The sequence below is a fragment of the Bradyrhizobium sp. P5_C12 genome, assembly GCF_054049735.1.
Genome location: NZ_JBFULU010000015.1, coordinates 49,221 through 75,418 on the forward strand (window position 1 = coordinate 49,221; position 26,198 = coordinate 75,418).

The window sequence follows — 26,198 nt, forward strand, 5'->3', positions numbered from 1 at the left end:
CCGAGGGACCGCCGCGGCATAGCCCAAACTTTTACTACGTGGGATTGAACGTTCGCGCAGCCCGCGAGACGAATCCAAAGATACTTGGAAAGTGAATTTCAACTGTTGATTGTCGATTGATCGATTTTTGCTGGGGAGACGCCCATGCTCGATCAGGGGTCCGCCACGCCCGTTCCGGAGTCGAAAAACGCTGCGGCGATCGACGAGGAAATTCCCTGGTGCGAAAAGCACCATCAGATCGTTCGGGACGAAATCGCGGCGATCAACACGCGGCGCGAGCCGGAGCGGCACCTCGATGCCGATGGCCTGGAACCCTGCCAGTTGCTCGACGTCACCGGGCTCGCATTGTCCGGTGGCGGCATTCGCTCTTCGGCCGTTTGCCTTGGTGTGTTGCAGGCGTTGAACCACCACAATTTGATCGGGCGGATCGACTATCTCTCCACGGTGTCGGGCGGCGGCTACATCGGCACCTCTCTCAGCGCCACAATGACGACGGCGCGGCGATTTGTATTCGGTGAAAGACCGGGCGGCGGGACTATCACGGCCGCCGAGATCAGCGACACGCCTTCGGTCGGACATCTGCGCAACTATTCGAATTACCTGATCCCTGCCGGCGCACGCGATCTCCTGACCGGAATCGCGATCGTCGTGCGCGGACTGGTCGCCAATATCGGGCTGACATTGCCAATCGTGCTGTTGCTGGCGGCCGTCACGATCTGGTCAACGCCTCTGCGGAGTTGCCTGACGGTTGCCAACATCTTCGGTCTCAGCCTCGCAAACAACAAGCTGTGCGAGTTGCACGATTTCAGCCTCATCGATCGCTACGGTTTCAGCACCTTCGGTGCGGCCATCGCCCTGGTCATGTTTCTGTGGAGCGGGCTTGCCTATCTCACCTCGCGCTCCGTCCGCTGGAGTGGCTCCAGCGTTGTCTTCGCCTATATTGGAGGTATCGCATTATTGCTGGGCGTTGCATGCGACTTCGCGCGCTTTCTCCAGGTCCAGCATTTTGCGCTGACCCTGTCGATCGCAATCATCGGCGTCGTGCTGTTTTTCGGATGGGCGCTCAAGCAGTCGTTTGCAAGCCCCGGAAAGCGGCAGGAATTCCGTTCGCATTGGCCGAGCATGGGCGCGACCGTCCTGGTGCTGCTGGTTGTCATGGCCTTCTTCGATTTTCAGCCCTTCATGCTGGGGCAGATGTTCGACGTCGCCGATAGCGACGCGATCGGTGGGCCGGCCGGCGCAGTCGCGATCACCTGGATCAAGTCGCTCGCGGCAGTGGCTGCTCCGATCGGTGTCTTCGTCACCGCATTCAGGCAGCAATTCGCGGAATTGCTGAAGGGCAACAGCGCATCCTCGCAGTGGGGGGCGCTGGTGCTCGCGGTCGTCGCCAAGGTCGCCCTGTGGATCGCGGGTCTCGCGCTTCCGCTCATCATCTGGGTTGCATACCTCTATCTGTCGTTTTGGGGCATCTCCAACGACCTGTTCGAGAAGTGTCCGGCATCGCTGGGGGCCGTTTCGCAAAGAGAGTGCCTGGCCAACGCCAAATCGAACGCGCCGTCCGGCAACCTGGCCGGCAAGATCCAGTTTGATGCCAGCACGGGGACCTTGTCGGCCGAGATCACGCCGAGGGCCGCACCGCCGGTCGTGGCAGACAACGAGCGCTTGACGCCTATTTGGCACGTTCCCGTCTGGCTCCGGTTCCTGGCCGAGAAAGCGGGGAATGCGGTTCAGGTTCGCCTTCCCGGTCTGTTCCAGGGCGAAGCTTCGGAACTCGCCTACTCCTACAGTCTTCGGATGGTCATCCTCTACACCTTCGCCGGCGTCCTGTTGTTCGCCATCTCGTTCTTCCTGACGCCGAACGCGAACTCGCTGCACCGCCTCTATCGCGATCGCCTGAGCAAGGCTTTCCTGTTCGATCCGACGCGTTCGGCCGACGGCGGCATCGCGCGCGCCGAAGCCAGCCTCGATCAGGGGCGCGATTTCAGGCCGCTCGATCGCATGAAGCTGACGGATCTCTACGCGGCTCCGGTCGAGTCGGACCGCATTCCGGGGCAATCGGCCGCGCCAAAGCTGCACGCGCCCTATCAGCTCATCAACACGGCATTGAACATCCAGGGGTCCGACTTTGCCAATCGGCGCGGCCGCAACGCGGACTTCTTCGTGTTCTCCGCCCTGAACATCGGCAGTGAGGCAACGGGCTATGCGCCCACCGGATTGGTGCAGGACGATGAACAGAGCCTCGACCTCGCGACCGCAATGGCGATCTCCGGAGCCGCGGCCTCCTCGAACATGGGCTCGAGCTCGATCAAGGCGCTGACGCCGACGCTTGCGCTCCTCAACGTGCGGCTTGGCTATTGGCTGAAGAATCCGCGTTACGTCGATGATCGGGTCCGGCCGCAGCGCCGCTCCACGCCGCTTTACTTCTGGTCCGAGATCTCGGGGCGATTGTACGAGAACAGCGACAGCGTCTACCTGACGGACGGCGGCCATATCGAGAATCTCGGCGTCTACGAGCTGTTGCGCCGCCGCTGCAAGGTGATCATCGCGGTCGATGCGGAGGCCGATGCGCCGATGAATTTCGGCTCCCTGATGACGTTGCAGCGTTACGCCCGCATCGATCTTGGCGTCAGGATCGACCTGCCATGGATGCCGATTCGCGAATGCACGCGCGCGCTGATGGCGCGCAATGCCGACAAGGCGGGCGATCCCGCGGCCCCCGACGAGCATGACGAGGCCGCGCGCGACCGCGTTCACGTCGCCATCGGTACCATCGACTATGGTGGAGATGACCAGGGCTATCTGGTCTATGTCAAATCGTCGCTGAATGGCGACGAGAACGACTACATAAGGGACTATGCGCGGCGAAACGATCGCTTTCCCCACGAGACCACCGGCGATCAGTTCTTCTCGGAGGAGCAGTTCGAGGTCTATCGCGCGCTCGGCTTCCACATGGCTCACGGCTTCCTGTCCGGCGACAATCCGGTGGCGGTCGGTCCCGGTACGGCCCCGCGCACGGCCCGATTCACCGAGGCGGGCGAGCCGGCGGTCGACGCCGTGCGCGCGGCGCTCGGCCTTGCGGTACCGCAGCGACAGAGAGCGAGCGTCACCGCCGCGATGATCGATCAAGGCTGAGCGGCGCGAGCGCCGGATTCCCGGCAATCGGAATTCCAAATGACCTGATTTGCAGGAAAACCGCGTCTGCCTGCCGTTGCCCTGCCCGGCGGTTTGCGGTATTGCCACCCAGGAATTCGACTTTCGACTGGGGACATCCATGGCTGACCATAGCGAAGTGGCGTACACCACCGCCGACGGCAACGACTACGTTGCCCACGAGCAGACCTATGAGGGCTTCATCAAGCTGGTCAAATACGGCACGGCCTCGGTCGCGCTCATCGTGATCCTGATGGCGATCTTCCTGACCTGATCCATCGCCTGCCGCACCGCCAGCGCCGTCGGTGCCCATAAAATTTGCATTCAAGCCGGTATCAAAACCGGTATCCAACGTTGCGGGAGTAACGCTAAGTTCGCGTGCGCGCTTTGTCCCGCGTCGCCGGAGGGCCTATGAAGATCGCCGTTGCCAAGGAAATCGATCCGTCGGAGCCGCGGGTCGCCGCTTCGCCTGATACGGTGAAGAAGTTCAAGGCGCTCGGCGCCGAGATCGCCGTTGAGCCGGGCGCCGGCCTCAAGTCGGGCCTGCCGGATTCCGAGTTCACCGCGGTTGGCGCCACCGTCAGCGCCGATGCGCTGAAGGACGCCGACATCATCATCAAGGTGAAGCGCCCCGAGGCCTCCGAGCTTGCGCAATACAAGCGCGGCGCGCTCGTCATCGCGATCATGGACCCCTATGGCAACGATGCCGCGCTGAAGGCGATGGCGGATGCCGGCATCTCGGCCTTCGCGATGGAGTTGATGCCGCGCATCACGCGCGCGCAGGTCATGGACGTGCTGTCGTCGCAGGCGAACCTTGCCGGCTACCGCGCCGTGATCGAGGGAGCCGAAGCCTTCGGCCGTGCCTTTCCGATGATGATGACCGCTGCCGGCACCATTCCGGCGGCAAAGGTGTTCGTGATGGGCGTCGGCGTCGCCGGCTTGCAGGCGATCGCGACGGCGCGCCGTCTTGGCGCGGTCGTCACCGCGACCGACGTACGGCCCGCGACCAAGGAGCAGGTGGAATCGCTCGGCGCAAAGTTCCTCGCCGTCGAGGACGAGGAGTTCAAGAACGCGCAGACCGCCGGCGGCTATGCCAAGGAAATGTCGAAAGAGTACCAGGCCAAGCAGGCCGCGCTCACCGCCGAGCACATCAAGAAGCAGGACATCGTGATCACGACGGCGCTGATCCCGGGCCGGCCGGCGCCGAAACTGGTCTCGGCCGAGATGGTCAAGTCGATGAAGCCCGGTTCGGTGCTGGTCGATCTCGCCGTCGAGCGTGGCGGCAATGTCGAGGGTGCGCGGCCCGGCGAGGTTGCCGAGGTCGATGGCATCAAGATCGTCGGCTACACCAACGTCGCCGGCCGCGTCGCGGCCTCGGCCTCCAGCCTCTATGCGCGCAACCTGTTCAATTTCATCGAGACCATGGTCGACAAGGCCAACAAGGCGCTGGCCGTGAACTGGGACGACGAGCTCGTCAAAGCGACCGCGCTGACCAAAGACGGCGCCGTGATCCACCCGAACTTCCAGCCGAAAGCCTAAGGAGAGCCGCCATGGAGCATGTTGCACAGGTCGTCGACCCCTTCGTCTTCCGGCTGTCGATCTTCGTTCTCGCCGTCTTCGTCGGCTATTTCGTGGTGTGGTCGGTGACGCCTGCGCTGCACACGCCGCTGATGAGCGTGACCAACGCGATCTCCTCGGTGATCGTGGTCGGCGCGCTGCTTGCCGGCGGTGTTGCGAATATTTCAAGCGGCTCGGGCTGGGCCCGCGCCTTCGGCTTCGTGGCGCTGATTTTTGCCTGCATCAATATCTTCGGCGGCTTCCTTGTCACCCAGCGCATGCTGGGGATGTACAAGAAGAAGTCCAAGTAAGCGTCACCTCGGGGTGAGCTGGCGAATGGGGACCTGAGATGAGCGCCAATCTGTCTGCAGTCTTGTATCTCGTGGCGGGTGTGCTGTTCATCCTGTCGCTGCGAGGATTGTCGAGCCCGGCGACGTCGCGCCAGGGCAATTTGTTCGGCATGATCGGCATGGCGATCGCGGTCGCCACCACGCTGGCCAATCATCCCCCGGCGGACAGCCTTGCCTGGCTCCTCGTCATCGTCGGCATCGCGATCGGCGGCGGCATTGGCGCCGTCATCGCGCGTCGCGTGCCGATGACCTCGATGCCGGAACTGGTCGCCGCCTTCCACTCGCTGGTCGGCATGGCCGCGGTGCTGGTCGCCGCGGGCGCGTTCTATGCGCCCGAGGCCTTCGACATCGGCACGCCCGGCAACATCCATGCGCAGAGCCTGGTCGAAATGTCGCTCGGCGTCGCCATCGGCGCGCTGACCTTCACCGGTTCGGTGATCGCGTTCCTGAAACTGTCGGCACGCATGAGCGGCGCGCCGATCATCCTGCCGTTCCGCCACGTCATCAACATCGTCCTGGCGCTGGCGCTGGTGTTCTTCATCGTCGGCCTGGTGCTGAGCGGCAGCGCGCTCGACTTCTGGCTGATCGTCATCCTCGCGCTGGCGCTCGGCGTGCTCATGATCATCCCGATCGGCGGCGCCGACATGCCGGTCGTGATCTCGATGCTGAACTCCTATTCGGGGTGGGCCGCGGCCGGCATCGGCTTCACGCTCGGCAATTCCGCGCTGATCATCACCGGCGCGCTGGTCGGATCGTCGGGTGCGATCCTGTCCTACATCATGTGCCACGCCATGAACCGGTCGTTCATCTCGGTCATCCTCGGCGGCTTCGGCGGCGAGACCGCGGCGGCCGGCGGCGGTACCGGTGAGCAGAAGCCGGCCAAGCTCGGCTCGGCGGACGATGCCGCCTTCATCATGAAGAACGCCTCCAAGGTCATCATCGTCCCCGGCTACGGCATGGCGGTGGCGCAGGCGCAGCACGCGCTGCGCGAGATGGGCGACATCCTGAAGAAGGAGGGCGTCGAGGTGAAATACGCCATCCATCCCGTCGCGGGCCGCATGCCCGGCCACATGAACGTGCTGCTGGCCGAAGCCAACGTGCCCTATGACGAGGTGTTCGAACTCGAGGACATCAACTCCGAATTCGCGCAGGCCGACATCGCCTTCGTGATCGGCGCCAACGACGTCACCAATCCGGCCGCCGAAGAGGACAAGACCTCGCCGATCTACGGCATGCCGGTGCTCCAGGTCTGGAAGGCCGGCACCGTGATGTTCATCAAGCGCTCGCTCGCCTCGGGCTATGCCGGCATCGACAATCCGCTGTTCTATCGCGACAACACCATGATGCTGCTCGGCGACGCCAAGAAGGTCACCGAGAACATCGTCAAGGCGATGTAGTCGCCGAGGGGGACGGGCCGTGGCCCTGAACAGGCAATGGCACCAGTCCCATCGCATGCCGCCCAAGGCGACGCGGGAACGGCGCATCGCATGGCACGCCGCCCATGCGGCGGCGTGCGGCTGCCGCGAGATCCCCTTGAGCATCCGGCCGGATGTCCTCAAATTGCTCAAGAGTCGTCGCAAGCCCTGAATTCCGGAGGGGCGGCACAGCGATGACATTCCTGAAATGGATCGCCATCATCCTTGCGGCCGGCTATCTCGCCGGTCTCGTCCTGCTCTTCGTGAAGCAGCGCGCGATGTTGTTTCCGATCCCGACCGGCGAGCGCACCGCGCCCGCCGCCGCGGGCCTTCCGGAGGCCGAGGAGCACGTCCTGACCACGTCGGACGAGGAAAAGGTCATCGTCTGGCATATTCCGCCGAAGCCCGGCCGTGCCGTGGTCCTCTTCTTTCACGGCAACGGCGATTCCCTTGCCGGGCTTGTCGGCCGCTTCAAGGCTGTCACGGCCGACGGCACCGGGCTCGTCGCATTGTCCTATCGCGGTTATGCCGGCTCGAGCGGCGCGCCGAGCGAGCAGGGCCTGCTGCGCGACGCCGCGGCCGCGTATTCGTTCGCGACGGCGCGCTATGACGCCGGGCGCATCGTCGCCTGGGGCTTCTCCCTGGGGACCGGTGTTGCGGTGTCAGTTGCGTCCGAGCATCCGGTCGGAAAGCTGATCCTCGAAGCCCCCTACACATCGATCGCCGATGTCGCGGCCTCTCACTTCTGGTATGTCCCGGTTCGCCTGCTGATGCGCGACCCGTTTCGCTCCGACGAGCGCATTGCACGCGTCACGGTGCCGCTCCTGTTCATCCACGGCACGGAGGACCTGACCATTCCGATCGCATTTGGCGAGAAGCTGTTTGCGCTGGCGCACGAACCGAAGCGGTTCGTGAGCATTCCCGGCGGCGGACACAATGATCTCGACAGCTTTGGCATCATCGAGATCGCGCGGCAATTCATCAATGGCGGCTGAGGGCTGACGGGCGCGATCTTCTCGCGCATAATCGATCGCCATATTGAAGGAATCGCCTGCATGAGCGCACACGGACCGATGCCGCGGTCGTCATGGATCTTCCCCGCTCTGGCGGTGCTGCTGTTCCTGATCGTGACCGCGACCGGCTACGGTTTCACCCTGTCGGTCGGCGGAGGCCTGTTTGCGATCATCCTGCTGGTGATCCTGTTCGGCACCGTGTTCGCGGCCGTTCATCACTCCGAGGTGATCGCGGAGCGGATCGGCGAGCCCTACGGCACGCTGCTCCTGACGCTCGCGGTCACCATCATCGAGGTCGCGCTGATCACCACGATCATGCTCGGCGACAAGCCGGCGCCCGAGCTTGCCCGCGACACCGTGTTCGCGGTCGTGATGATCGTCTGCAACGGCCTGGTCGGCCTCTGCGTGTTCATCGGCGGACTTCGTTACCGCGAGCAGGGTTTTCAGGTCTCGGGCGCCAACGTCTATCTCAGCGTGCTGATCGCGCTGGCGACCCTGACGCTGATCATGCCCAATTACACGCTGACGACGCCGGGTCCGTTCTTTTCGGCGCTTCAACTCGGCTTCGTCGACCTCGTGACGATCGTGCTCTATGGCGTGTTCCTGTATACCCAGACCGTCCTGCACAAGGATTACTTCGTCCACGAGAGGGCGGATGGCGAGGGCGGGGAGGCCCGCCTGTCGGGCAAGATGCTGGGTCTCAGTATCGCGCTGCTCCTGGTCTCGCTGCTGGCCGTGGTTCTCCTGGCCAAGAAGTTCTCGCTGGTTGTCGACGCGGTCGCCGTCAGGATCGGCGCTCCGCCGGCGTTTGCCGGCCTTCTGGTCGCGCTCCTGATCCTCTTGCCGGAGGGCGTCTCGGCGGTCGCGGCAGCCCGCAAGAACGACCTCCAGAAGAGCATCAACCTGGCGCTCGGTTCCTCGCTTGCAACGATCGGCCTGACGATTCCGGCGGTCGGGCTTGCCACCTATGCGCTCGACCAGCCCCTGGTGCTGGGCCTCAATCCCCAGAACACGGCGCTGCTGTTCCTGACATTCCTGCTGAGCATGCTGACCTTCGGAACCGGCAGGACCAATATCCTGTTCGGACTGGTCCATATGGTGGTATTTGCCGTCTTCGTGTTCATGGTTTTCGTGCCCTGAAGCGCGATCGCGCTTCAGATTATTGTTTGAGCATGATCTTTCCGGAAAACCGCTGCACACTTTGGGCTGACGCGGCCCTCCGGGTCCGGATCATGCTGCGAGGAGAAAGACGCCGATGCTTGCCGCCAAGTCCGAGGTTCAGATCGACAACGAAGAGGTCAGGGTGACCGAATGGCGGCTGGCGCCGGGCAGCGCGACCGGGCATCACACCCACGGGATGGACTATGTGATCGTTCCCGTCGTCGCCGGCGAAATGACCATCGTGGCGCCCGGCGGCGAGCGCTCCAAGGCGCAGCTTGCGGCCGGAAAATCCTACTTTCGCAAGGCCGGCGTCCAACATGACGTGCTTAACGAAACCTCAACCGAGATCGTGTTCCTTGAGATCGAGCTGAAGCCGTAAGGGACCGTTACCCTTTGCCATCGATCCGTCGCAGTTGATCCCTTACAATGCCCCAAAGTTCCCGCATCAGATCGCGCGGGGAGTGGCCGAGAAATGCTGAAATACATCGCTAAAATTTCGATGGATATCTTCCCCTCGGTGCTCGCGACGATCATCGGGGCGTACATCGTTAATCATTACATCAACGCCAAGCCGGCGGCGGATACGCCCGCGGCTGTGGTGGCGCCTGCCCCGGCCGGCAAGAACGGTAAGCCTGCAGACGTGGCCAATCTCCCGGCGCCCGGCGTCAAGGCCAAGGGCGTCTCGGAGAAGAGCGTGACGGACAAGCCGGCGGCCGAGAAGGCCGCCGACAAGCCCGTCGACCAGGCGGCCGCCGAGACCAAGGCTGCGGACCCCAAGGCCGCGGACTCCAAGGCTGCAGACCTGGCGCCGGCCGAGACCGCTCCGGCCAGCCCGCGCGGCCGGCCCGCTGCACGCGAGAAGGCGGTCGCCAAGTCCACCCCGGCCGTCACCGCTCCCGCGACCGCCGCCCCGGCGGTCGAGGCCAATTCGGCGCCGGCTGCAGCCGCTCCGGCCGCAACCCCCGACGCCAATGATCTGGTGCGTGCTGCCATCGAGCGGCTGCGCAAATCGCCTGAGGGCAAATCTGCCGAGACCAGGTCTTCCGAGACCAGGTCTTCCGAGACCAGGTCTTCCGAGACCAGATCTGCCGAGAGGTCGGCGGAGCCTGCGGCGCGGGAAGCCATCCGCACCCCCGAGGCCCCGCGTGTCGTCACCACGGAGCCGTCCGCGATCCGTCCGCTGCCGCCGCCGATCACGGTGTCGACACCCGCATCGGAGGCCTATGGCAATAGCGGCTCGTCGCAGGCCAACCCGCCCTATACCGCCTCGATCGGCAACGACGACCCGAACCGGATGACGCCGCCCGCCGACATCCCGGTCCCCGTGATCGCGCCGCCGCTCGATCTGCGCGCCGACGCCGGTGCGTCCATGCCGCGGCCGAAAAAGACCAACGTCGCCGACGAGATGCTGTCCGGCATGAAGTCGATGTTCCACTCCGTCCTGCCGAAGAGCTCCACCCCCGATTGAGATGGCGCTTGCGCCGCGCCGTCAGCCGCCGACGCGGGCAAGGCCGCTGCGCGCGGCGTCGTCGCGCGGGCGAAGCGAGACGGCCTTGGTGTAGGACGCCGCCGCCTTGGCCTTGTCGCCGAGCCGCTCATAGGCCTGGCCCCGCGTCATCCAGACCTGGGCATTGTGCGGATCGGCCTCGGAGGCCTCATCGAGATCGGCCGCAGCCTCCTTGACCTTGCCGATGGCGAGATAGCTGATGGCGCGGCCGAGCAGCGGCTCGGCCTTCTGCGGGTTCAGCCCGTTCGCTGCGCCGAAATCGGTGATCGCGAGTTCGTGCTCGTTGCTGCCCTGGTGGATCAGCGCGCGTCCATAGAGGGCCTGCGCATTGTAGGGATCGAGCGCCACGGCGCGATTGAACTCGTCGAGCGCCGCAACGGTATCCCCCGACTTCGCCAGGGCCTGGCCCTTGGCCGTATGGCCCTGGGCGTCGCTGACATTACCGGCGCTGACGGCCGCGTCGGTGGCCGCCGCCCTGGGCGCTTCCTGCGGCTTCTCCTTCTCGGGCATCAGCGAGCCCAAGTCGAATGAGCAGCCGCAGAGCGCGATCGACATCAGGGCCAGCGCAACCGGTCGCTGCCAGGTCCGGCATGCGCGTGCCAGGCTGAGCTCGGGGAAAGGGAGAGCCATCTACGGTTCGCTCGCGCTGGTGCCGCATCGGTAGTGCCCCGTCCCAGAAAAGGCACCTCTACAAACAATAACGCGGGCCCGGGGCCCGCGTCATCGAAAACTCAGTATCGAAATCTCAGTCTTGCAAATTCGGCAAAATCAGCGGGGGCCACGCGGACCGGCACCCGGGCCGCCACGGCCACCGGCGCCACGATCGCCACCGGGACCCGCGCCGAACACCGGCTTCGGCTTCATCGGCAGCAGGCCTTCACGCTGCAGCTTCTTGCGGGCGAGCTTGCGCGCGCGGCGCACAGCTTCGGCCTTTTCGCGAGCCTTCTTCTCGGAGGGCTTCTCGTAGTGACCGCGGAGCTTCATCTCGCGGAAGATACCCTCGCGCTGCATCTTCTTCTTCAGCGCCTTGAGGGCTTGGTCGACATTGTTATCGCGGACGAGAACCTGCACGCGGCATCCTCTTTGGTGGATCGGATTTGAATTCTGGTAAGTCAAAGGGGATGGCGAAAAGCCCGGCCCTTAACCTTGAGGGCGCGGATGTATCAGACAAAACCCGACATGTCCACCTGTGAAGCGGCCTTTCGGGCCAAGTTACGCCATTAAATGGGGCGAAAACCTGATGCGCGGGTCGCAATTTGGGTGGTTTGGCGCCAAAAGGCGGGCTGTTTTCCGGAAGTTGATCCGGAAATTCTTGAAATCAGGGGAGACGCCCACATGGACATGAAAAAATATGCCGCCGAGGCCATCGGCACGTTCTGGCTCACATTCGCAGGCTGCGGCAGCGCAGTGATCGCCGCCGGCTTTCCGCAGGTCGGCATCGGCCTGCTCGGCGTGTCCCTGGCGTTCGGCCTGAGCGTGGTCACCATGGCCTATGCGATCGGCCATATCTCGGGCTGCCATCTCAACCCGGCGGTCACCGTCGGCCTTGCCGCCGGCGGGCGATTTCCGGCCGGGCAGATCCTGCCCTATGTGATCGCGCAAGTGGCCGGAGCGATCGTGGCCGCGTGGCTCCTCTACGTCATCGCAAGCGGCGCTCCCGGATTCGACGTCGCCAAGGGCTTTGCGTCCAACGGCTACGACGCGCATTCGCCCGGCCAGTACAGCATGGGCGTGTGCTTCCTCACCGAGGTGGTGATGACCATGATGTTCCTCTTCATCATCATGGGCTCCACCCACGGCCGCGCGCCCGCGGGCTTTGCTCCGCTCGCAATCGGTCTTGCGCTGGTGATGATCCATCTCGTCAGCATCCCCGTCACCAACACGTCGGTGAACCCGGCGCGCAGCACGGGCCCCGCGCTGTTCGTCGGCGGCTGGGCGCTGGCGCAGCTCTGGCTGTTCTGGATCGCGCCGCTGATCGGCGGCGCGCTGGGAGGCGTGCTCTATCGCTGGCTGAGCGAGGAGCCCACCGGCGTCATCGCAGGCGCAAAGACGGCATGATCAGCGTGCGGGATCGCAGCTAATCGCCGCGGTCCCGTTACCTGCCCGTTGCCGGCCCGACTTCGGTGACGTGGCCCATCTTGCGGCCGGGGCGCGGCGCGCCCTTGCCGTAGATGTGGACGGTCGCGCCCGGGACGGTCAGCCACTTCTCGTAATCGTTGATCTCGTCGCCGATCAGATTGGTCATGGTGACGACCTCGCCGTGGCGCACGGGCCTGCCGAGCGGCCAGCCGGCAATGGCGCGGATATGTTGCTCGAACTGGGAGACGGACGCACCGTCGAGCGTCCAGTGCCCGGAATTGTGCACGCGCGGGGCGATCTCGTTGACCAGCACCTTCGGGCCGGTGCCGTTTGCGAGAACGAACATCTCGACGGCGAGCACGCCGACATAGTCCAGTGCGCTTGCGATCTTGCCCGCGATGCTGCGGGCTTCCTCCGCCAGCGCATCCGGGATCGCGGCTGGCGCCCGCGACACTTTCAGGATGTGGTCGCGGTGCTCGTTCTCGGTGACGTCGAAACACTCGACCTGGCCCGCGGCCGAGCGCGCGGCAATCACGGAGATCTCGCGCTCGAACGGCACGAAGGCTTCCAGGATCGCCTGCTTGGTACCGAGGCCGGTCCAGATCCTGGCGATGTCGTCGCCCTCGCGGATGATGGTCTGGCCTTTGCCATCGTAGCCGAAGCGGCGGGTCTTCAGCACGGCCGGGAGTCCGATCCGGACGATCGCCTCGCGCAACGAAGCGACGGAGGTGACGTCGGCGTAAGCGGCGGTGCCGATGCCGAGCCGCGTCACGAAATCCTTCTCGGCGAGCCGATCCTGGGTGGTCTCGAGGACCTTGCGGTTGGGCAGCACCGGGCGGCGCGCGTCCAGCACCATCGCGGCGGCCGCCGGTACGTTCTCGAACTCGTAGGTGATGACGTCGACGTCGTGGGCGAACATCTCCAGCGCCTCGACATCGGCGTATTCGGCGCAGGTCGCGTTCAGCACGACGTCGAAGGCCGGCGAATCCGGATCGGGCGAGAACACCTGGCAGCGCAGGCCCAGCCGCGCCGCCGCCATCGCCAGCATCCGGCCGAGTTGTCCGCCGCCGAGGATTCCGATGGTGTCGCCGGGCTTCAGCTTCACCGGTCTGGTGTCCGTCACGCCTTGTCCTCCGGGCGTTCGGCAACCGCCTCGGTCTGCGCCTTGCGCCACGCGGCAAGGCGCTCCGACAGGGCCGGGTCGGACAGCGCCAGCACGCTTGCGGCGAGCAGCGCAGCGTTGATCGCGCCCGCCTTGCCGATGGCCAGGGTGCCGACCGGGATGCCGGCGGGCATCTGGACGATCGAATACAGCGAATCGATGCCCTTCATCGTCCTGGATTCGACCGGCACGCCGAAGACCGGGAGTTCCGTCAGCGCCGCAGCCATGCCGGGCAAATGAGCAGCGCCGCCGGCGCCGGCAATGATGATCTTGTAGCCTGCCGCCTTGGCGCCCTTGGCAAAGCTAAACAGCCGGTCGGGGGTCCGGTGCGCGGAGACAATGCGGGTCTCGGCGGCGACACCGAGCGCTGCAAGCGTGTCGGCGGCATGCCGCATGGTGTCCCAGTCCGACTGGCTTCCCATGATGATGGCGATCGGCGCGGTCATGACGTCAATTGTTCTCGGGAAAACAGAAACATAGGCCAGATTAACGGTTCCGGCCGGCGGATCGCAAGGCGGTGGCAAGGAGAAGGGAATGCACTATCCTGTCTTGGTGAATCCCCGCAAGCCTTCATTGAGCAGGATGCCCATGAAGAAACCAAAAAGGGCGAGCGCTGCGAAGGCCAAAAAGGGCCGGAAGACCAGCGCGAGCCGATCCAAAACCGCCCCCAGGCGTTCCGCCGAACCAGCGCGGCGCGCCGCACCGGCCAATGACGGCGCCAAGGAAACGACCAAGGCGACGATCCGCGGCCTGCGGGCTGAGCTCAAGCAGGCGTTGCGGCGGGTCGCGGAACTCGAGGCCGCCGCCGACACCGACTTCCTGCTCGAGATTCCGAACCGGCGCGGTTTCGAGCGCGAGCTCACGCGCGCCATTGCCTACATGAAGCGTTATCGCGCCAGTGGCGCGCTGATCGTGCTCGACGTCGACCGCCTGAAGCCGATCAACGATTCCTTCGGCCACGCCGCTGGCGATGAGGTGCTCAAGGCGATCGCCGGCACGCTGACGCGGCAGATCCGCGCTTCGGATGTGGTCGGCCGGCTCGGTGGCGACGAGTTCGCGCTGCTGCTGTGGAATCTCAGCGAGACCGATGCCAAGGCGAAGGCTGCGATCTTCGAGCAGGCGGTCGACGAATTGTCCTTCGTCTTCCGCGGTCAGCGCGTGACTGCGGGCGCTTCCGCCGGCGTCGCGCTGCTCGGCCCGCAATCCGATGCAGGTCGTGCTCTGGAGGAGGCAGACGCCGCCATGTATGTCCGCAAGGCGCAGCGGCGGCATGAGCCGCGGATCAGGCTCGTCAGCAGCTAGAGCACGATCCGGACCCGGAGGGCCGCGCTAGCGCAAAGTGTGCAGCGGTTTTCCCGCGCGACAAACGCGGAACGCGTTTGCGCGGAGCTCATGCTCAAACACAACAATCAGAGCGTGGCGAGGTCTTCCGGCACGTTGCCGAATTTGCGCAGCAGCGTCGCGTCGCCGAATTCACCGGTCATGGGATCGCCGCTGCGGCTGAATGCGACTGCGCCGATGTGGCCGGCGCCGCGTGCCAGAATCTCGGCGCGCCGCAGCGCGGCCACCGAGGACTGACATTCCTCGGCCGCGCCCGCGACCGGCGATCCATCGTCATCGATCAGGAAGGGCATTGCAACGTAATAGGTCACGTCCGACATGGCGTTGCTCCAAGTGCTGAAGTCAGAAAGTGCTGAAGTCAGAAAGTGCTGAAGTCAGAAAGTGCTGAAGTCAGAAAGTGCTGAAGTCAGGCGGCGCTGCTCTTGCTCCGCATCTTGCTGCGTGAGGTCTCCGGAATGCAGCCGGCCGAAATCGCCGCCTGCAATTCCTCGAGTTCGGCTTCCAGATATTCGTTGGCCATGATCAGCGCCTTGATCGTGCTGCGCAGATTGCCGTCGCACATCGCGATCGCCTGATCGCAGGCTTGTTCATAGTGACTGTTGTCGAAGAGAACGGTTGCTGACATGGGCGTCTTCCTGGGCGTTTGCTGGGCGTCTTCTTGGGGAGCGGCTGGGCTGAAATGTTCCTATTTTGTTCTTTTCGAGTCAAGCGGATTCCGGCGCGGCGGGCGGCCGCACGAGGCCCTGGCTGTGGATCAGGCGATGATGTCGGGCGTGATCTGGTCTTCGATGAACGCAATGCGGTCGCGCAACAACAGCTTGCGTTTCTTCAACCGCTGTAACCGCAATAGGTCGGGGGCAGGCGATTGATGCAGTGCATCGATCGCCGCATCGAGATCTCGGTGTTCCTGGTGCAACCGGGCGAGCTCGGATTCGAGTTCGCGCGCATCTTCATTGGTCATGTCTGCGGTGGCCGAAAAACCGATAGGCTTGAGATTAAGGCTGTGGATGCCCTGTGGAAATTATCGTCCTTGCGCGGCTTGATCGCAAGCGATCTCGGACCGTCGCTCACGGATCTCCCGCAAGATATTTTCCGTGGATCGCGATCGCGCCGCGCAAGCGCATTGATATCATGGATTTTTCCAGAGCGGTTCCATTACTCACGCTTCGTTACATATGAATTTTCAAAAATGACACTGCGACGACGGATACCCATCGACAGAACGAATCGGTGATGTACACTTCGCTGTCCGGATCGAATCCAAGGTCACCCCTACCGAGGAGGTTTCGAATGACAATTCAGGCACATCTGGTTGAATTGGAACGGAAGCACAAAACTCTCGAAAACGAATTGCACGAAGCTCTCGTGCACCTTTCAACAGACGACCTGCAAATTGTTGAGTTGAAGCGCCGGAAGTTGATGGTCAAGGACCAGATCGAGCGTCTGAAGCACACCGGCGACACGCTTCACTAGTAAAGTAACCCCCGTATCAGCGTAGAGTTTGATCGCACCCTTTCACGCAGGGATGAGAGCTTTTGCGCTCATCCCTGTTGCAGGGTGCGCGATCATTGTTGCGCGGTGCCTGGAGCCATTCCCGTTCCGATGGAATCGGAACGGGAATGGCTCCAGATTCTTGTTTGGACGCGTTTTCTTTTTCTTTACGCGAACCGGTATCCACTTCGCTCGAAAACGCTTTAGATGCCTGCGAACTCGGCGACGTGGTCCGCGATCGCGAGCGACGACGTCAATCCCGGCGATTCGATGCCGAACAGATTGATCAGGCCTTCGACGCCATGGTCGCGCGGACCCTGCATCAGGAAATCCTGCGTGGCGACGGCCGGCGGCACGATCTTCGGACGAATGCCCGAATAGCTCGGCATCAACGCGCCATCGGGCAGCGTCGGCCAATATCTGCGGATCGCCGGATAGAATCGCTCGGCGCGCGAGGGATCGACCGCGTAGTCGATCGTCTCGATCCACTCGACGTCCGGGCCGAAACGCGCCTGGCCTGCCATGTCCAGCGTCAGATGCACGCCGAGCCCGCCGGGCTCCGGCACCGGATAGATCAGGCGCGAGAACGGCGCCTTGGCGCTGCAACTGAAATAATTTCCCTTGGCGAGATAGGCCGGCGGAATCCGATCCAGTGGCATGCCGTCGATGCTGCGCGCCACCGTCGTCGCCGAGAGGCCGGCCGCGTTGACCAGCAGGCCGCATTGCAAGGTCATCGGCGCTTCGCCGCCGGCGTCGATCTCGATGACGCCGCCCGCCGCCTTGGCGCGGATCATCGGCGTGTGAAACGCGAAGGCCGCGCCCGCCGCCTCGGCCTCGCCGCGCAGCGACAGCATGTAGGCATGGCTGTCGATGATGCCCGTCGAAGGCGAGAGCAGGGCGGCGTCGCAGGCTAGCGCCGGCTCCAGTGCGCGCGCCGCTTCCCCCGGGAGCAGCTGCATGTCGAGGACACCATTGGCCTCGGCATGCGCCTTGATCGATTGCAGCTTCTCGGTTTCCCTGGCACTGGTCGCGACGATCAGCTTGCCGCAATTCTTGTGGGGGATGCCGCGCTCGGCGCAGTAGCGGTAGAGCGCGTGCTTGCCGTCGACGCACATGCGCGCCATCCAGCTCCCGGCGCGGTAGTAGATGCCGGCATGGATCACCTCGCTGTTGCGCGAGGAGGTGACGGTGCCGATGGCCTCGGCTTCCTCGAGCACGATCACCTCGCGGCCGGCCTGCGCCAGCTTTCGCGCCACCGCGAGCCCGATCACGCCGGCTCCGATGACGACGCAGTCGACCCTATCCATGGTTGTACAGGATATCCGCTGGAACCGCCGATGGCATCCGAGCCTCGAAGCGGGCGCCAAGGCCGTTTTCCGTTAAGGAAGCATTTATCATGTCAGGCCAATTGCCGTAGTTGACGTCACATTTTTCTGTTGCGCGTACAGGCGTTTACCCGATCCAAACCGGCGAAGCCAGACAATCCCGTATTGAAATCGCGGGTGGCTGATGGCTGAGAAGAACTGGCATGTGGGCAGCACGCTTCCGATTGCTGTGCAGGCCGTCGTGTGCCTGGCCAGCGCGGTCGCGCCTGCACGCGCCTCTTCCCTGTCCGAACGACTCGTCCCCGTAAGCTATCTCGGCAGCCTCGATCCCAATCTGGTCTGGGAAGCGCTGATCGGCGGAATTGCCGTCTGCTCGCTCCTGGCGGCGATCGCGCTGTGGATCCATTCCGCGGTGGGCCGGGCCAAGCGGGCGCAATTGCGCCGCAACGCTTTCGTCTCCTCCGCCATGAACAATCTGAACCAGGGCGTGGTGATGACGGATGCGCAGCGGCGCATCATCTTCTGCAACGACCGCTATCTCGACATCTACGGCCTGTCGCGGTCGGATCTCTGGGCCGACATGAACGGGCATGACCTCCTCAAGCTCCGTCGCGACCGCGGCATGCTCGATTCCACCGACAATGAATTCTACGAGAAGGCGGCAAGCCTCAACGGCCTGATTACCGAACTGCCGGACGGACGCGCCATCCTGACGAAATATTTCGTGCTGCCGAACGGCGGCTCGGTGGCGACGCATCTCGACGTCAGCGACCAGCGCAAGCTGTCGCGGCAGCTTGCCTCGACCAAGCAGTTCCTGGAAACCGTGCTCGACAACGTGCCGGCATGCGTCGCGGCGAAGAACATCGAGGATGGCCGCTACATCTTCGCGAACAGCGCCTATGAGCGGTTCTGGGGATTTTCGCGGGACCACGCCGTCGGCAAGAATGCGCGCGAGCTGTTCGCGCCCGTCTCGGCGGCCAGCATCGAGGCGACCGACCGGGCGGCGCTCAACGCGCCGGGCGGCCAGTTTCGCAACGAGTTCGAGGTCGAGCGCGGCGCGGCCCGGCGCATGGTTGCCTCGATCCGGATCGTGGTCCGCGACGAGAACAACCAGCCCGAATTCCTGCTGGTGGTGTTCGAGGACATTACCGACCGGCGTTCGTTGTCGCAGGAGCTGGAGGGCACGAAGAAGTTCCTGGAGCTCGTGGTCGACAACATCCCGGTGGCGCTGATCGTGGAGCAGGTCAAGGACGGCCGCTATCTGCTCGCCAACCGCAGCGCGGAAACGATCCTCAACCGCAGGCGCGAGGAAGCCACGGGCCTGACCGCCGCCGATATCTTCAACGCCAAGGAGGCGAAGCTGATCATCGCGCGCGACGAAGCCGCGATCAGGAAGCGCGGGATGGTCACCGAGGAGCATCCGATCTCCACCAAGGACGGCTTGCGGCTGTTCCTCACCCGCCGCGCCACCGTGTTGAACGACGCCGGCGAGCCGCAATATCTGATCAAGACCCACGAGGACGTCACCGACCGCCGGCAGACCGAGTCGCGCATGGCGCACATGGCCTATCACGACGGCCTCACCGACCTGCCGAACCGTGCCGCTTTTCTCCAGGCGCTGACCCAGATGATCGAGGCCTGCGAGGGCACCAGCGAGGAGTTCGCGGTCCTCTGCATCGATCTGGACGGGTTGAAGGAGGTCAACGACGTCTTCGGCCATGCGCTCGGCGACAAGCTCCTGATCGAGGTGGCCCATCGGCTCCAGGACGCCGCGCGCGGCGGCGTGGTGGCGCGCCTGTCCGGCGACGAGTTCGGCCTCATCATCGACGGCAAGCAGCCCGAGGCGGGCCTTGTGCTGGCGCGGCAGCTCGGCGACGCCGTTGCCCAGGAATTCCATATCGACGGCCGCGCGGTGCGCGCCGGAGTCACCACGGGCATGTCGATCTTCCCGCACAATGGCGCCGACGGCGCCTCGTTGCTCGCTAACGCCGGCGCGGCGCTGTTTCGCGCCAAGCAGAAGTCGCGCGGCACGATCGGCCTCTACCAGCCGGAGATGGACCAGCAGATCCGCGACCGCCGCGTGCTGCACCAGGACCTGTCGAAGGCGATCAAGAACGGCGAGCTCTCGCTTGCGTTCCAGCCGCAGGGCCTCGCGCGCCACAGCGTGGCCGAGAGCGACATCATCGGTTTCGAGGCGCTGGCGCGCTGGCAGCATCCGGTACGCGGCCAGGTCTCGCCGGCCGAATTCATCCCGATCGCGGAGGAGAGCGGCCTCATCGTCGAGATGGGCGAGTGGATCCTGCGCCAGGTCTGCCGCGAGGCGGCGTCCTGGCCGAATCCGCTCCAGGTCGCGGTCAATCTGTCGCCGGCGCAGTTCATGCACGGCGACGTGGTCGGGCTCGTTCACTCGATCCTGCTGGAGACTGGGCTTGCGCCCGGCCGGCTCGAGCTCGAAATCACCGAAGGCGTGCTGATCGAGGATTTCGATCGCGGCCTGGCGCTGTTGCGCCGGCTGAAGGCGCTCGGCGTGCGTATTTCCATGGACGATTTCGGCAGCGGCTACTCCTCGCTGAGCTATCTCCAGGCCTTCCCGTTCGACAAGATCAAGATCGACCGCGCCTTCATCACCAATCTCGGCCGCAACCCGCAATCGGCCGCGATCGTGCGCGCCGTGATCGATCTCGGCCACGGCCTCGAAATGTCGATCATCGCCGAAGGCGTCGAGACGATCGAGCAGCTCGCCTTCCTCGCCAGGGAAGGTTGCGACGGCGTGCAGGGCTATCTGCTCGGCAAGCCGCTGCCGATCGGGCAATATGCCGGCCTCGTCGGCCGCGCCGAGACGATGCAGCTCGCCCTCCAGACCGGCTAGAGCGTTTTCGAGCGAGTTGGATGCCGGTTCGCGCAAAGAAAGCGCGTCAAACAAGAATCTGGAGCCCCGTTCCGATTCCATCGGAACGGAAATGGCTCTAGTGATGGGAGCGCTTCCTTTCGCACTCCCTCGACGGCTTCATGGCGGATTACGACCTTGCGATCATCGGCGGCGGCCTGAACGGTGTCAGCCTGGCGCGTGATGCCGCCGGCCGCGGCCTGCGGGTCATCCTGGTCGAGCAGGGCGATCTCGGCGGCGCCGCGTCGTCGGCGACGCCGCGGCTGATCCATGGCGATCTGTCGGTGCTGGAACGCCGCGGCTTCTGGCGGGTGCGACGGGCCTTGTCCGAGCGCCGGACCTGGCTCCGGATCGCACCGCATCTGGTTCGGCCGATGCGCTTCGTGATCCCCGCGCATTCCGACGAGCGTCCGCCATGGCTGCTGCGCGCCGGACTGTTCGTCTATGACGGCCTCACGAACCGGAGCGGACTGCCGGCATCGACGACCCTCGACATCACGCATCATCCGGTCGGCGACGCCTTGAAGCGTCCGTTCGGCATCGCCTTTGAATATTCGGATTGCGTGGTCGACGATTCCCGCCTGTTGGTTCTCACGGCGCTGGATGCCGCCGAACGCGGCGCCGCAATCCGGACCGGGGCGCGTTGCGTGCGGGCGGATCGGGACGATATCTGGCGGCTCGCGGTGGTCGATCGCGGCCATCGCCGGGTGATCACGACCCGTGCGCTGGCCAATGCGACGGGCGGCTGGACCTCGATGGTCGCGGAGACCGTGTTGCGGCAGCCTGCGCCCCCGATGGCGGCCATGCAGATGAGCCAGATCGTCGTTCCGCGGCTGTTCGACACCGACAACGTCTATGTCTTCCAGAACAACGACGGGCGGCTGATCTTCGCAAGCCCGTTCGAGCGCGATTTCACGCTGATCGGCACGATCACACGTGCTTTCACCGGCGATCCGGCGATCGTCGCGATGCCGGGTGCCGATGTCAGCTATCTCTGCGAAGCAGCGAGCCGCTATTTCCGCGAGCGCGTCGCGCCGACCGACGTGGTGCGGACGGTCTCCGGCGTCAACCTGACGCCGCCATCGGCGCGCCGGCGCGACGGCACCACGCTGTTCCACGCGCGAAGGCGCAAGGCGCCGCTGATCACGATGTTCGGCGGCGACGTCACCACCTCGCGCCTGCGCGCGGAGCAGGCGGTGACGCGGCTGACGCCGTTCTATCCGATGTCGCCGCTCTGGACCGCCGGCGCCGCGCTGCCCGGCGGAGATTTCGCCTGGGATCGTTTCGACACCGAGGTCGACCTCGCGCGCGACCGCTGGCGCTTTCTGTCGGAGCCAGAGGCGCAACGCCTGGTCGGGGCCTACGGCTCGCGATTGCCGGCGGTGCTGGGCGAGGCGAAGACCCGTGACGAGCTCGGCCCGGCCTTCGGCCCCGAACTGGCTGGCGCCGAAGTGCGCTATCTGATGAACCACGAATGGGCTCGCTTCCCCGACGACATCCTGTGGCGCCGCTCCAAGCTCGGGCTGACGATGCCGGCGGCGGACCGTGACGCGCTGGCCGCGTTCATGGCGGGTGTGAGCTAGGCGGAGGCGTAGCCCGGATGGAGCGAAGCGCAATCTGGGAAAGTCTCACCGCTGCTGTACTGCCCCCGGATTACGCTCCGCTCCATCCGGGCTACGGGGCTGCAATGGAAGTTACCCCGAACCGGTTGAGCAAAGGCCGATCGGCCGCTAGCGTGCGACGGAATCGGGGTTGGCAGGGACCATGACTGACGAGTTGCCCAGAACAGACGCGGATGCGGCCCGCGGAGATGCGCTTTCCGCGGCGGGCCAGCCGTTGCTGCGCATCGAGGGCGTGGCAAAGACGTTCGGGACGTTCCGGGCTGTCGACGGCGTCTCGCTCGACATCAAGGCCGGTGAGTTCTTTGCGCTGCTTGGCCCCAGCGGCTGCGGCAAGACCACGCTGCTCCGCATGCTCGCCGGCTTCGAGGCGCCGGACGAGGGGCGCATCCTGCTCGGCGGCAAGGACATCGCGCAGGCGCTGCCGCATGAGCGCCCGATCAACATGATGTTCCAGAACTACGCGCTGTTTCCGCATCTTTCGGTGCGCGACAACATCGCCTTCGGCCTGAGGCGCGCCGGCATGGCGTGCGCCGACATCGCCACCCGCGTTGCGGAGATGGTCGCGCTGGTGAAGCTCGAAGGACTGGAAAAGCGCAAGCCCGACCAGCTCTCCGGCGGTCAGCGCCAGCGCGTCGCGCTGGCCCGTGCACTGGCGCGCCGGCCGCAACTTCTGCTGCTCGACGAGCCGCTCGCGGCCCTCGACAAGAAGTTGCGCGAAAGCACGCAAGGCGAGCTGATGGAGCTGCAGCGCCGGCTCGGCATGACCTTCATCATCGTCACCCACGATCAGGAAGAGGCGATGACGATGGCGAGCCGGATCGGGGTGATGAAGGCCGGCAAGCTCGCCCAGGTCGCTGGCCCCCGCGAACTCTATGAAGCGCCGCGCTCGCGCTGGATCGCGGAGTTCGTCGGCGACATCAATCTGTTCGACGCCGAGTCCAGATTGCGCGACGGCCATCGTCTGGTCATCGGCACGCGTGATGCGGGTACGCTGGTGGTGGCCGAGCCGCGCGAGCCGGTCGGCGCGGGAAAATTGTCGGTCGCGATCCGTCCCGAGAAGGTCAAGCTGTCGCGCCGCGGCCCGGTGAGCGAGGCCGGTCGCGAGACGGCAATCAACCGGCTGGACGGCGTGGTCGCGGACATCTGCTATCTCGGCGGCACCACCACCTACAAGGTGAAGCTCGATACCGGCGGGATGGTGCAGGCCTCCGTGGCCAACAGCGCGCGCCTCGACGTCGACGCCTATAGCCTGAACCAGCACGTCGTGGCCTGGTTCACGCCCGACGATTGCGTGGTGCTGCCGCCATGAGTTCGCGCCGCATCTTCGCGCGACCGGCGCGCTTCGCCGCGATCGCGCCCTATGTCTGGATGGTGCTGCTCTTCCTGGTGCCGTTCGGCTTCGTGCTGAAGATCAGCCTGTCGCAGACGGCGATCGCGCAGCCGCCCTACGAGCCGGTGTTCGACCTGGCCGCGGGATGGGTGTCGCTCAAGGCTTCCTTCACCGCGCTGTCGATCGACAATTTCAAGCTGCTCGTCTCCGACGACATCTATGTGTTCGCCTATGTGCGCAGCCTCACCGTCGCGGTCACCGCGACCGCGCTGTTGCTCCTGATCGGCTATCCCATCGCCTATGGCATGGCGCGGCTGCCAAAGCGTTGGCAGGCGGTGGCGATGGTGCTGGTGATCGTGCCGTTCTGGACCTCGTTCCTGATCCGGATCTACGCCTGGATCAACATCCTCCAGCACGACGGCCTGCTCAATCAGATCCTGCTGGCGCTGCATCTGGTCAGCCAGCCGGTGGTGTGGCTCTCCACCGACAGCGCGATGTATATCGGCATCGTCTATTCCTATCTGCCGTTCATGATCCTGCCGCTCTATGCCACGCTCGCCAAGATGGAGCCGGCGCTGGAAGAGGCCGCCTCCGACCTCGGCGCGCCGCCATGGCAGGTGTTCTGGCTCGTGACTTTCCCGTTGTCGCTGCCCGGCGTCGGCGCGGGCGTGCTGCTCTGCTTCATTCCCATTGTCGGCGAGTTCGTCATTCCGGACCTTTTGGCCGGTTCAAATTCGCTGATGATCGGCCAGACCCTGTGGCTCGAATTCTTCACCAACAAGGACTGGCCGGTCGCCTCCGCTGCGGCGATCATTCTCCTTGTGGTGCTGCTGGTGCCGCTGTTGCTGTACGAACGGCTGCAGAAGCGGCAACTGGAACAGGGGCGCTGAGGCGATGCGCAAGCTCTCCCGCCTGTCCCGCTTCAACATCGCCTCGCTGGCGCTGGGGCTGGCGTTCCTCTATCTGCCGATCCTCATTCTCGTCATCTATTCCTTCAACGCCTCGCGGCTGGTGACGGTGTGGGGCGGCTGGTCGCTGCGCTGGTATCACGAGTTCTTCAACGACCGCGCCATGATCGAGGCGGCCTGGATGAGCCTCAAGGTCGCCGTCTCCTCCGCGAGCATCGCCACGCTGCTCGGCACGCTGGCGGCCGTCGCGCTATCGCGCGGCGAGCGCTTTCGCGGCCGCACGCTGTTCTCCGGCATGCTCTATGCGCCCCTGGTGATGCCGGAGGTGATCACCGGATTGTCGCTGCTGCTGCTGTTCGTGGCGCTGAACGCCGAGCGCGGCTTCTGGACGGTGACGATCGCCCACACCACGCTGACGATGTGCTTCGTCGCTGTTGTGGTGCAGTCGCGCCTGGGCTCGCTCGACCGGTCGCTGGAGGAGGCGGCGATGGACCTCGGCTGCGATCCCGTCCGCGCCTTCGTGGCCGTCACGCTGCCGCTAATCGCACCCGCAATCGTCGCGGGCTGGATGCTGGCTTTCACGCTGTCGCTCGATGACCTCGTGATCGCGAGCTTCACCACCGGCCCCGGCTCGGCGACCTTGCCGATCCGGATCTATTCCGAGGTGCGGCTGGGCGTGAAGCCCGAGATCAACGCGATCTGCACGCTGGTGATCGCTTTGATCGCGGTCGTCATCGTCATCGCCTCGCTCGCCTCGAAACTGTCGAGCTCGCAGGGCGAGAGCGCGGCGCCGTTGTAGTCGTCCGACGCGCCGTGTGCGGTGCTTGGGCACCRCTGGAATCTAGGTTAACAATTCATATAGCTTATCTCGTTATCGTCGCGCCGCTTGGGGAAGAGGGACGATGAGGCGGCTTTATATTGGTGTGGCCAGCACTGTCCTGGCGTTGTTCTGTCTGGCCGTTCGGCCGTCGGCTGGCGCGACGCAGATGGTGTCGCTGGTGTACAACGGTTCGCCGCAGTCGCCGCAGCAGATTGGCTCTGACCAATTTCGCCGCAAGCTCGCTGAGATCGCACAGGGTCGTATCATCCTCGATGAACGCGCCGGCAACGCGATGGGCAGTGAGACGGCGATCCTTGCCGCCATGCGCAGTGGTGTGGTCGACATGGCGACTCTGTCGGGCTCGGTGGTCAGCTCCGCCGTTCCGGAATTCGGCGTCTTCGACGTGCCGTTCCTGTTCCGCGATGCCGCGCAAGCCAAGGCGGTTGCGGATGGGCCGGTTGGCGCCCTGTTCGCCAAGCATTTCGCCGACAAGGGGTTGGTGCTGCTCGCGATCGGCAAGCAGGGCTTTCGCAACGTCACCAATTCGAAACGGCCGATTCATTCGCCCTCAGACCTCAAAGGGTTGAAGATCCGCGTCCTGCCGAACGAGGTTTATCAGATGACCTTCAAGGCGCTGGGCGCCGAGGTCGTGCCGATGGAGTTCACGCTGGTGTATTCCGCGCTGAAGGACGGCCGCATCGACGGGCAGGAGAACCCGGTCATGACGATCGCCGCCAGCCATCTCGAGGAAGTGCAGAAATATGCGAGCCTGACAGGGCATTTCTTCGCGCCGATCGCCTTCGTCGCCAATCGCGACGTGTTCCAGGCCCTGAAGCCCGCCGACCAGGCCGCCATCATCGCCGCAGCCAAGGCCGGTGCGGAGGCGACCTGGCAGAGTGGCGTCGCGGAGGAGACGAAGAAGCTGGAGGAGCTGCGCAAGGGCGGCATGGAGATCATCGAGAAGGTCGATCGCCAGCCCTTCATCGATGCCGTGAAGCCCCTGGAACCCGAATTCGAGAAGCGCTTCGGCAAGGATCTGCTCGCCCGGATCCGGGCTACGCCGTAATTCTCCGGGAAACA

At 64.7% G+C, this 26,198-nt stretch carries 26 protein-coding genes; 18 read left to right on the top strand and 8 right to left on the bottom strand.

All coding sequences use genetic code 11. The features are described from left to right. Positions 1 to 144: 144 nt before the first annotated feature. The 9 genes from ACXJMY_RS15885 (at position 145) to ACXJMY_RS15925 (ending at position 10,114) form a co-directional block, all read left to right on the top strand. A complete protein-coding gene (locus ACXJMY_RS15885) occupies positions 145 to 3,132 on the top strand; it encodes a cell division protein (RefSeq protein ID WP_456620274.1) in 2,988 nt (995 codons plus the stop codon). A 139-nt stretch (positions 3,133 to 3,271) separates the two neighbouring features. Further along, positions 3,272 to 3,424 carry an aa3-type cytochrome c oxidase subunit IV gene (locus ACXJMY_RS15890; RefSeq protein ID WP_008136857.1) on the top strand — a complete coding sequence of 51 codons (153 nt, stop codon included), beginning with the start codon at positions 3,272 to 3,274 and terminating at the stop codon, positions 3,422 to 3,424. 137 nt (positions 3,425 to 3,561) lie between these two features. Then, positions 3,562 to 4,689 carry a Re/Si-specific NAD(P)(+) transhydrogenase subunit alpha gene (locus ACXJMY_RS15895; RefSeq protein WP_456620275.1) on the top strand — a complete coding sequence of 376 codons (1,128 nt, stop codon included), beginning with the start codon at positions 3,562 to 3,564 and terminating at the stop codon, positions 4,687 to 4,689. Positions 4,690 to 4,700: 11 nt separating this feature from the next. Continuing rightward, entirely contained in the window at positions 4,701 to 5,018 is a 318-nt protein-coding gene (locus ACXJMY_RS15900; RefSeq protein WP_456620276.1) for a proton-translocating transhydrogenase family protein, read from the top strand. 38 nt (positions 5,019 to 5,056) lie between these two features. Next, complete coding sequence (locus tag ACXJMY_RS15905; protein ID WP_456620277.1) at positions 5,057 to 6,454, top strand: NAD(P)(+) transhydrogenase (Re/Si-specific) subunit beta; 1,398 nt, start codon at positions 5,057 to 5,059, stop codon at positions 6,452 to 6,454. A gap of 212 nt (positions 6,455 to 6,666) precedes the next feature. Then, positions 6,667 to 7,467 (top strand): alpha/beta hydrolase, encoded by an 801-nt coding sequence (locus tag ACXJMY_RS15910; RefSeq protein WP_456620278.1) that lies wholly within the window; start codon positions 6,667 to 6,669, stop codon positions 7,465 to 7,467. Positions 7,468 to 7,527: 60 nt separating this feature from the next. Next, positions 7,528 to 8,625, top strand: coding sequence for a calcium:proton antiporter (locus ACXJMY_RS15915; RefSeq protein WP_456620279.1), 1,098 nt, complete (start codon positions 7,528 to 7,530; stop codon positions 8,623 to 8,625). A 115-nt stretch (positions 8,626 to 8,740) separates the two neighbouring features. After that, positions 8,741 to 9,025 carry a cupin domain-containing protein gene (locus ACXJMY_RS15920; protein WP_271552407.1) on the top strand — a complete coding sequence of 95 codons (285 nt, stop codon included), beginning with the start codon at positions 8,741 to 8,743 and terminating at the stop codon, positions 9,023 to 9,025. Between the two features lie 93 nt (positions 9,026 to 9,118). Then, a complete protein-coding gene (locus ACXJMY_RS15925; protein ID WP_456620280.1) occupies positions 9,119 to 10,114 on the top strand; it encodes a hypothetical protein in 996 nt (331 codons plus the stop codon). Positions 10,115 to 10,135: 21 nt separating this feature from the next. Here the strand turns inward: ACXJMY_RS15925 and ACXJMY_RS15930 are convergent, their stop codons facing one another. Together ACXJMY_RS15930 and rpsU are read right to left on the bottom strand one after the other, a co-directional pair. Then, positions 10,136 to 10,783, bottom strand: a complete 648-nt coding sequence (locus tag ACXJMY_RS15930) for a tetratricopeptide repeat protein (RefSeq protein ID WP_456620281.1) — start codon at positions 10,781 to 10,783, stop codon at positions 10,136 to 10,138. Positions 10,784 to 10,921: 138 nt separating this feature from the next. Then, a complete protein-coding gene (gene rpsU, locus ACXJMY_RS15935; RefSeq protein ID WP_212406250.1) occupies positions 10,922 to 11,224 on the bottom strand; it encodes a 30S ribosomal protein S21 in 303 nt (100 codons plus the stop codon). Between the two features lie 264 nt (positions 11,225 to 11,488). On the opposite strand from rpsU, the gene aqpZ reads away from it, so the two are divergent. After that, positions 11,489 to 12,211: an aquaporin Z gene (gene aqpZ, locus ACXJMY_RS15940; RefSeq protein WP_456620282.1), complete on the top strand. Its 723-nt coding sequence runs from the start codon at positions 11,489 to 11,491 to the stop codon at positions 12,209 to 12,211. A 37-nt stretch (positions 12,212 to 12,248) separates the two neighbouring features. Here aqpZ and ACXJMY_RS15945 read toward each other — a convergent pair whose 3' ends face one another. Further along, a complete protein-coding gene (locus ACXJMY_RS15945; protein ID WP_456620283.1) occupies positions 12,249 to 13,355 on the bottom strand; it encodes a 5-(carboxyamino)imidazole ribonucleotide synthase in 1,107 nt (368 codons plus the stop codon). Further along, positions 13,352 to 13,840, bottom strand: coding sequence for a 5-(carboxyamino)imidazole ribonucleotide mutase (purE, locus tag ACXJMY_RS15950; RefSeq protein WP_456620284.1), 489 nt, complete (start codon positions 13,838 to 13,840; stop codon positions 13,352 to 13,354). Before purE ends, ACXJMY_RS15945 begins: the two co-directional genes overlap by 4 nt. A gap of 142 nt (positions 13,841 to 13,982) precedes the next feature. Here purE and ACXJMY_RS15955 point away from each other — a divergent pair, with 142 nt between their 5' ends. Continuing rightward, entirely contained in the window at positions 13,983 to 14,696 is a 714-nt protein-coding gene (locus tag ACXJMY_RS15955) for a GGDEF domain-containing protein (RefSeq protein ID WP_456620285.1), read from the top strand. Positions 14,697 to 14,803: 107 nt separating this feature from the next. On the opposite strand, the gene ACXJMY_RS15960 is transcribed toward ACXJMY_RS15955, so the two are convergent. The 3 genes from ACXJMY_RS15960 to ACXJMY_RS15970 all read right to left on the bottom strand — a co-directional run bounded on the left by ACXJMY_RS15960 (position 14,804) and on the right by ACXJMY_RS15970 (position 15,696). Then, complete coding sequence (locus ACXJMY_RS15960; RefSeq protein WP_456620286.1) at positions 14,804 to 15,055, bottom strand: hypothetical protein; 252 nt, start codon at positions 15,053 to 15,055, stop codon at positions 14,804 to 14,806. Positions 15,056 to 15,141: 86 nt separating this feature from the next. Further along, positions 15,142 to 15,360 (bottom strand): hypothetical protein, encoded by a 219-nt coding sequence (locus ACXJMY_RS15965; protein WP_456620287.1) that lies wholly within the window; start codon positions 15,358 to 15,360, stop codon positions 15,142 to 15,144. A 129-nt stretch (positions 15,361 to 15,489) separates the two neighbouring features. Further along, positions 15,490 to 15,696 (bottom strand): YdcH family protein, encoded by a 207-nt coding sequence (locus tag ACXJMY_RS15970; protein ID WP_027519980.1) that lies wholly within the window; start codon positions 15,694 to 15,696, stop codon positions 15,490 to 15,492. 329 nt (positions 15,697 to 16,025) lie between these two features. Here ACXJMY_RS15970 and ACXJMY_RS15975 point away from each other — a divergent pair, with 329 nt between their 5' ends. Continuing rightward, positions 16,026 to 16,208 carry a YdcH family protein gene (locus ACXJMY_RS15975; RefSeq protein WP_008131172.1) on the top strand — a complete coding sequence of 61 codons (183 nt, stop codon included), beginning with the start codon at positions 16,026 to 16,028 and terminating at the stop codon, positions 16,206 to 16,208. Between the two features lie 221 nt (positions 16,209 to 16,429). Here the strand turns inward: ACXJMY_RS15975 and ACXJMY_RS15980 are convergent, their stop codons facing one another. Then, positions 16,430 to 17,533, bottom strand: a complete 1,104-nt coding sequence (locus ACXJMY_RS15980) for an NAD(P)/FAD-dependent oxidoreductase (protein ID WP_456620288.1) — start codon at positions 17,531 to 17,533, stop codon at positions 16,430 to 16,432. A gap of 202 nt (positions 17,534 to 17,735) precedes the next feature. Between ACXJMY_RS15980 and ACXJMY_RS15985 the strand changes: the two genes are divergently transcribed. The 6 genes from ACXJMY_RS15985 to ACXJMY_RS16010 all read left to right on the top strand — a co-directional run bounded on the left by ACXJMY_RS15985 (position 17,736) and on the right by ACXJMY_RS16010 (position 26,184). Continuing rightward, entirely contained in the window at positions 17,736 to 20,420 is a 2,685-nt protein-coding gene (locus tag ACXJMY_RS15985) for a sensor domain-containing protein (protein WP_456620289.1), read from the top strand. A 140-nt stretch (positions 20,421 to 20,560) separates the two neighbouring features. Further along, positions 20,561 to 22,021: a glycerol-3-phosphate dehydrogenase gene (locus tag ACXJMY_RS15990; protein WP_456620290.1), complete on the top strand. Its 1,461-nt coding sequence runs from the start codon at positions 20,561 to 20,563 to the stop codon at positions 22,019 to 22,021. Positions 22,022 to 22,202: 181 nt separating this feature from the next. Then, positions 22,203 to 23,369: an ABC transporter ATP-binding protein gene (locus ACXJMY_RS15995; protein WP_456620291.1), complete on the top strand. Its 1,167-nt coding sequence runs from the start codon at positions 22,203 to 22,205 to the stop codon at positions 23,367 to 23,369. After that, complete coding sequence (locus tag ACXJMY_RS16000; RefSeq protein WP_456620292.1) at positions 23,366 to 24,280, top strand: ABC transporter permease; 915 nt, start codon at positions 23,366 to 23,368, stop codon at positions 24,278 to 24,280. Before ACXJMY_RS15995 ends, ACXJMY_RS16000 begins: the two co-directional genes overlap by 4 nt. Before the next feature lie 4 nt (positions 24,281 to 24,284). Then, complete coding sequence (locus ACXJMY_RS16005) at positions 24,285 to 25,097, top strand: ABC transporter permease (RefSeq protein WP_456620293.1); 813 nt, start codon at positions 24,285 to 24,287, stop codon at positions 25,095 to 25,097. 103 nt (positions 25,098 to 25,200) lie between these two features. Beyond that, complete coding sequence (locus ACXJMY_RS16010; protein ID WP_456620294.1) at positions 25,201 to 26,184, top strand: TRAP transporter substrate-binding protein; 984 nt, start codon at positions 25,201 to 25,203, stop codon at positions 26,182 to 26,184. Positions 26,185 to 26,198 lie beyond the last annotated feature (14 nt).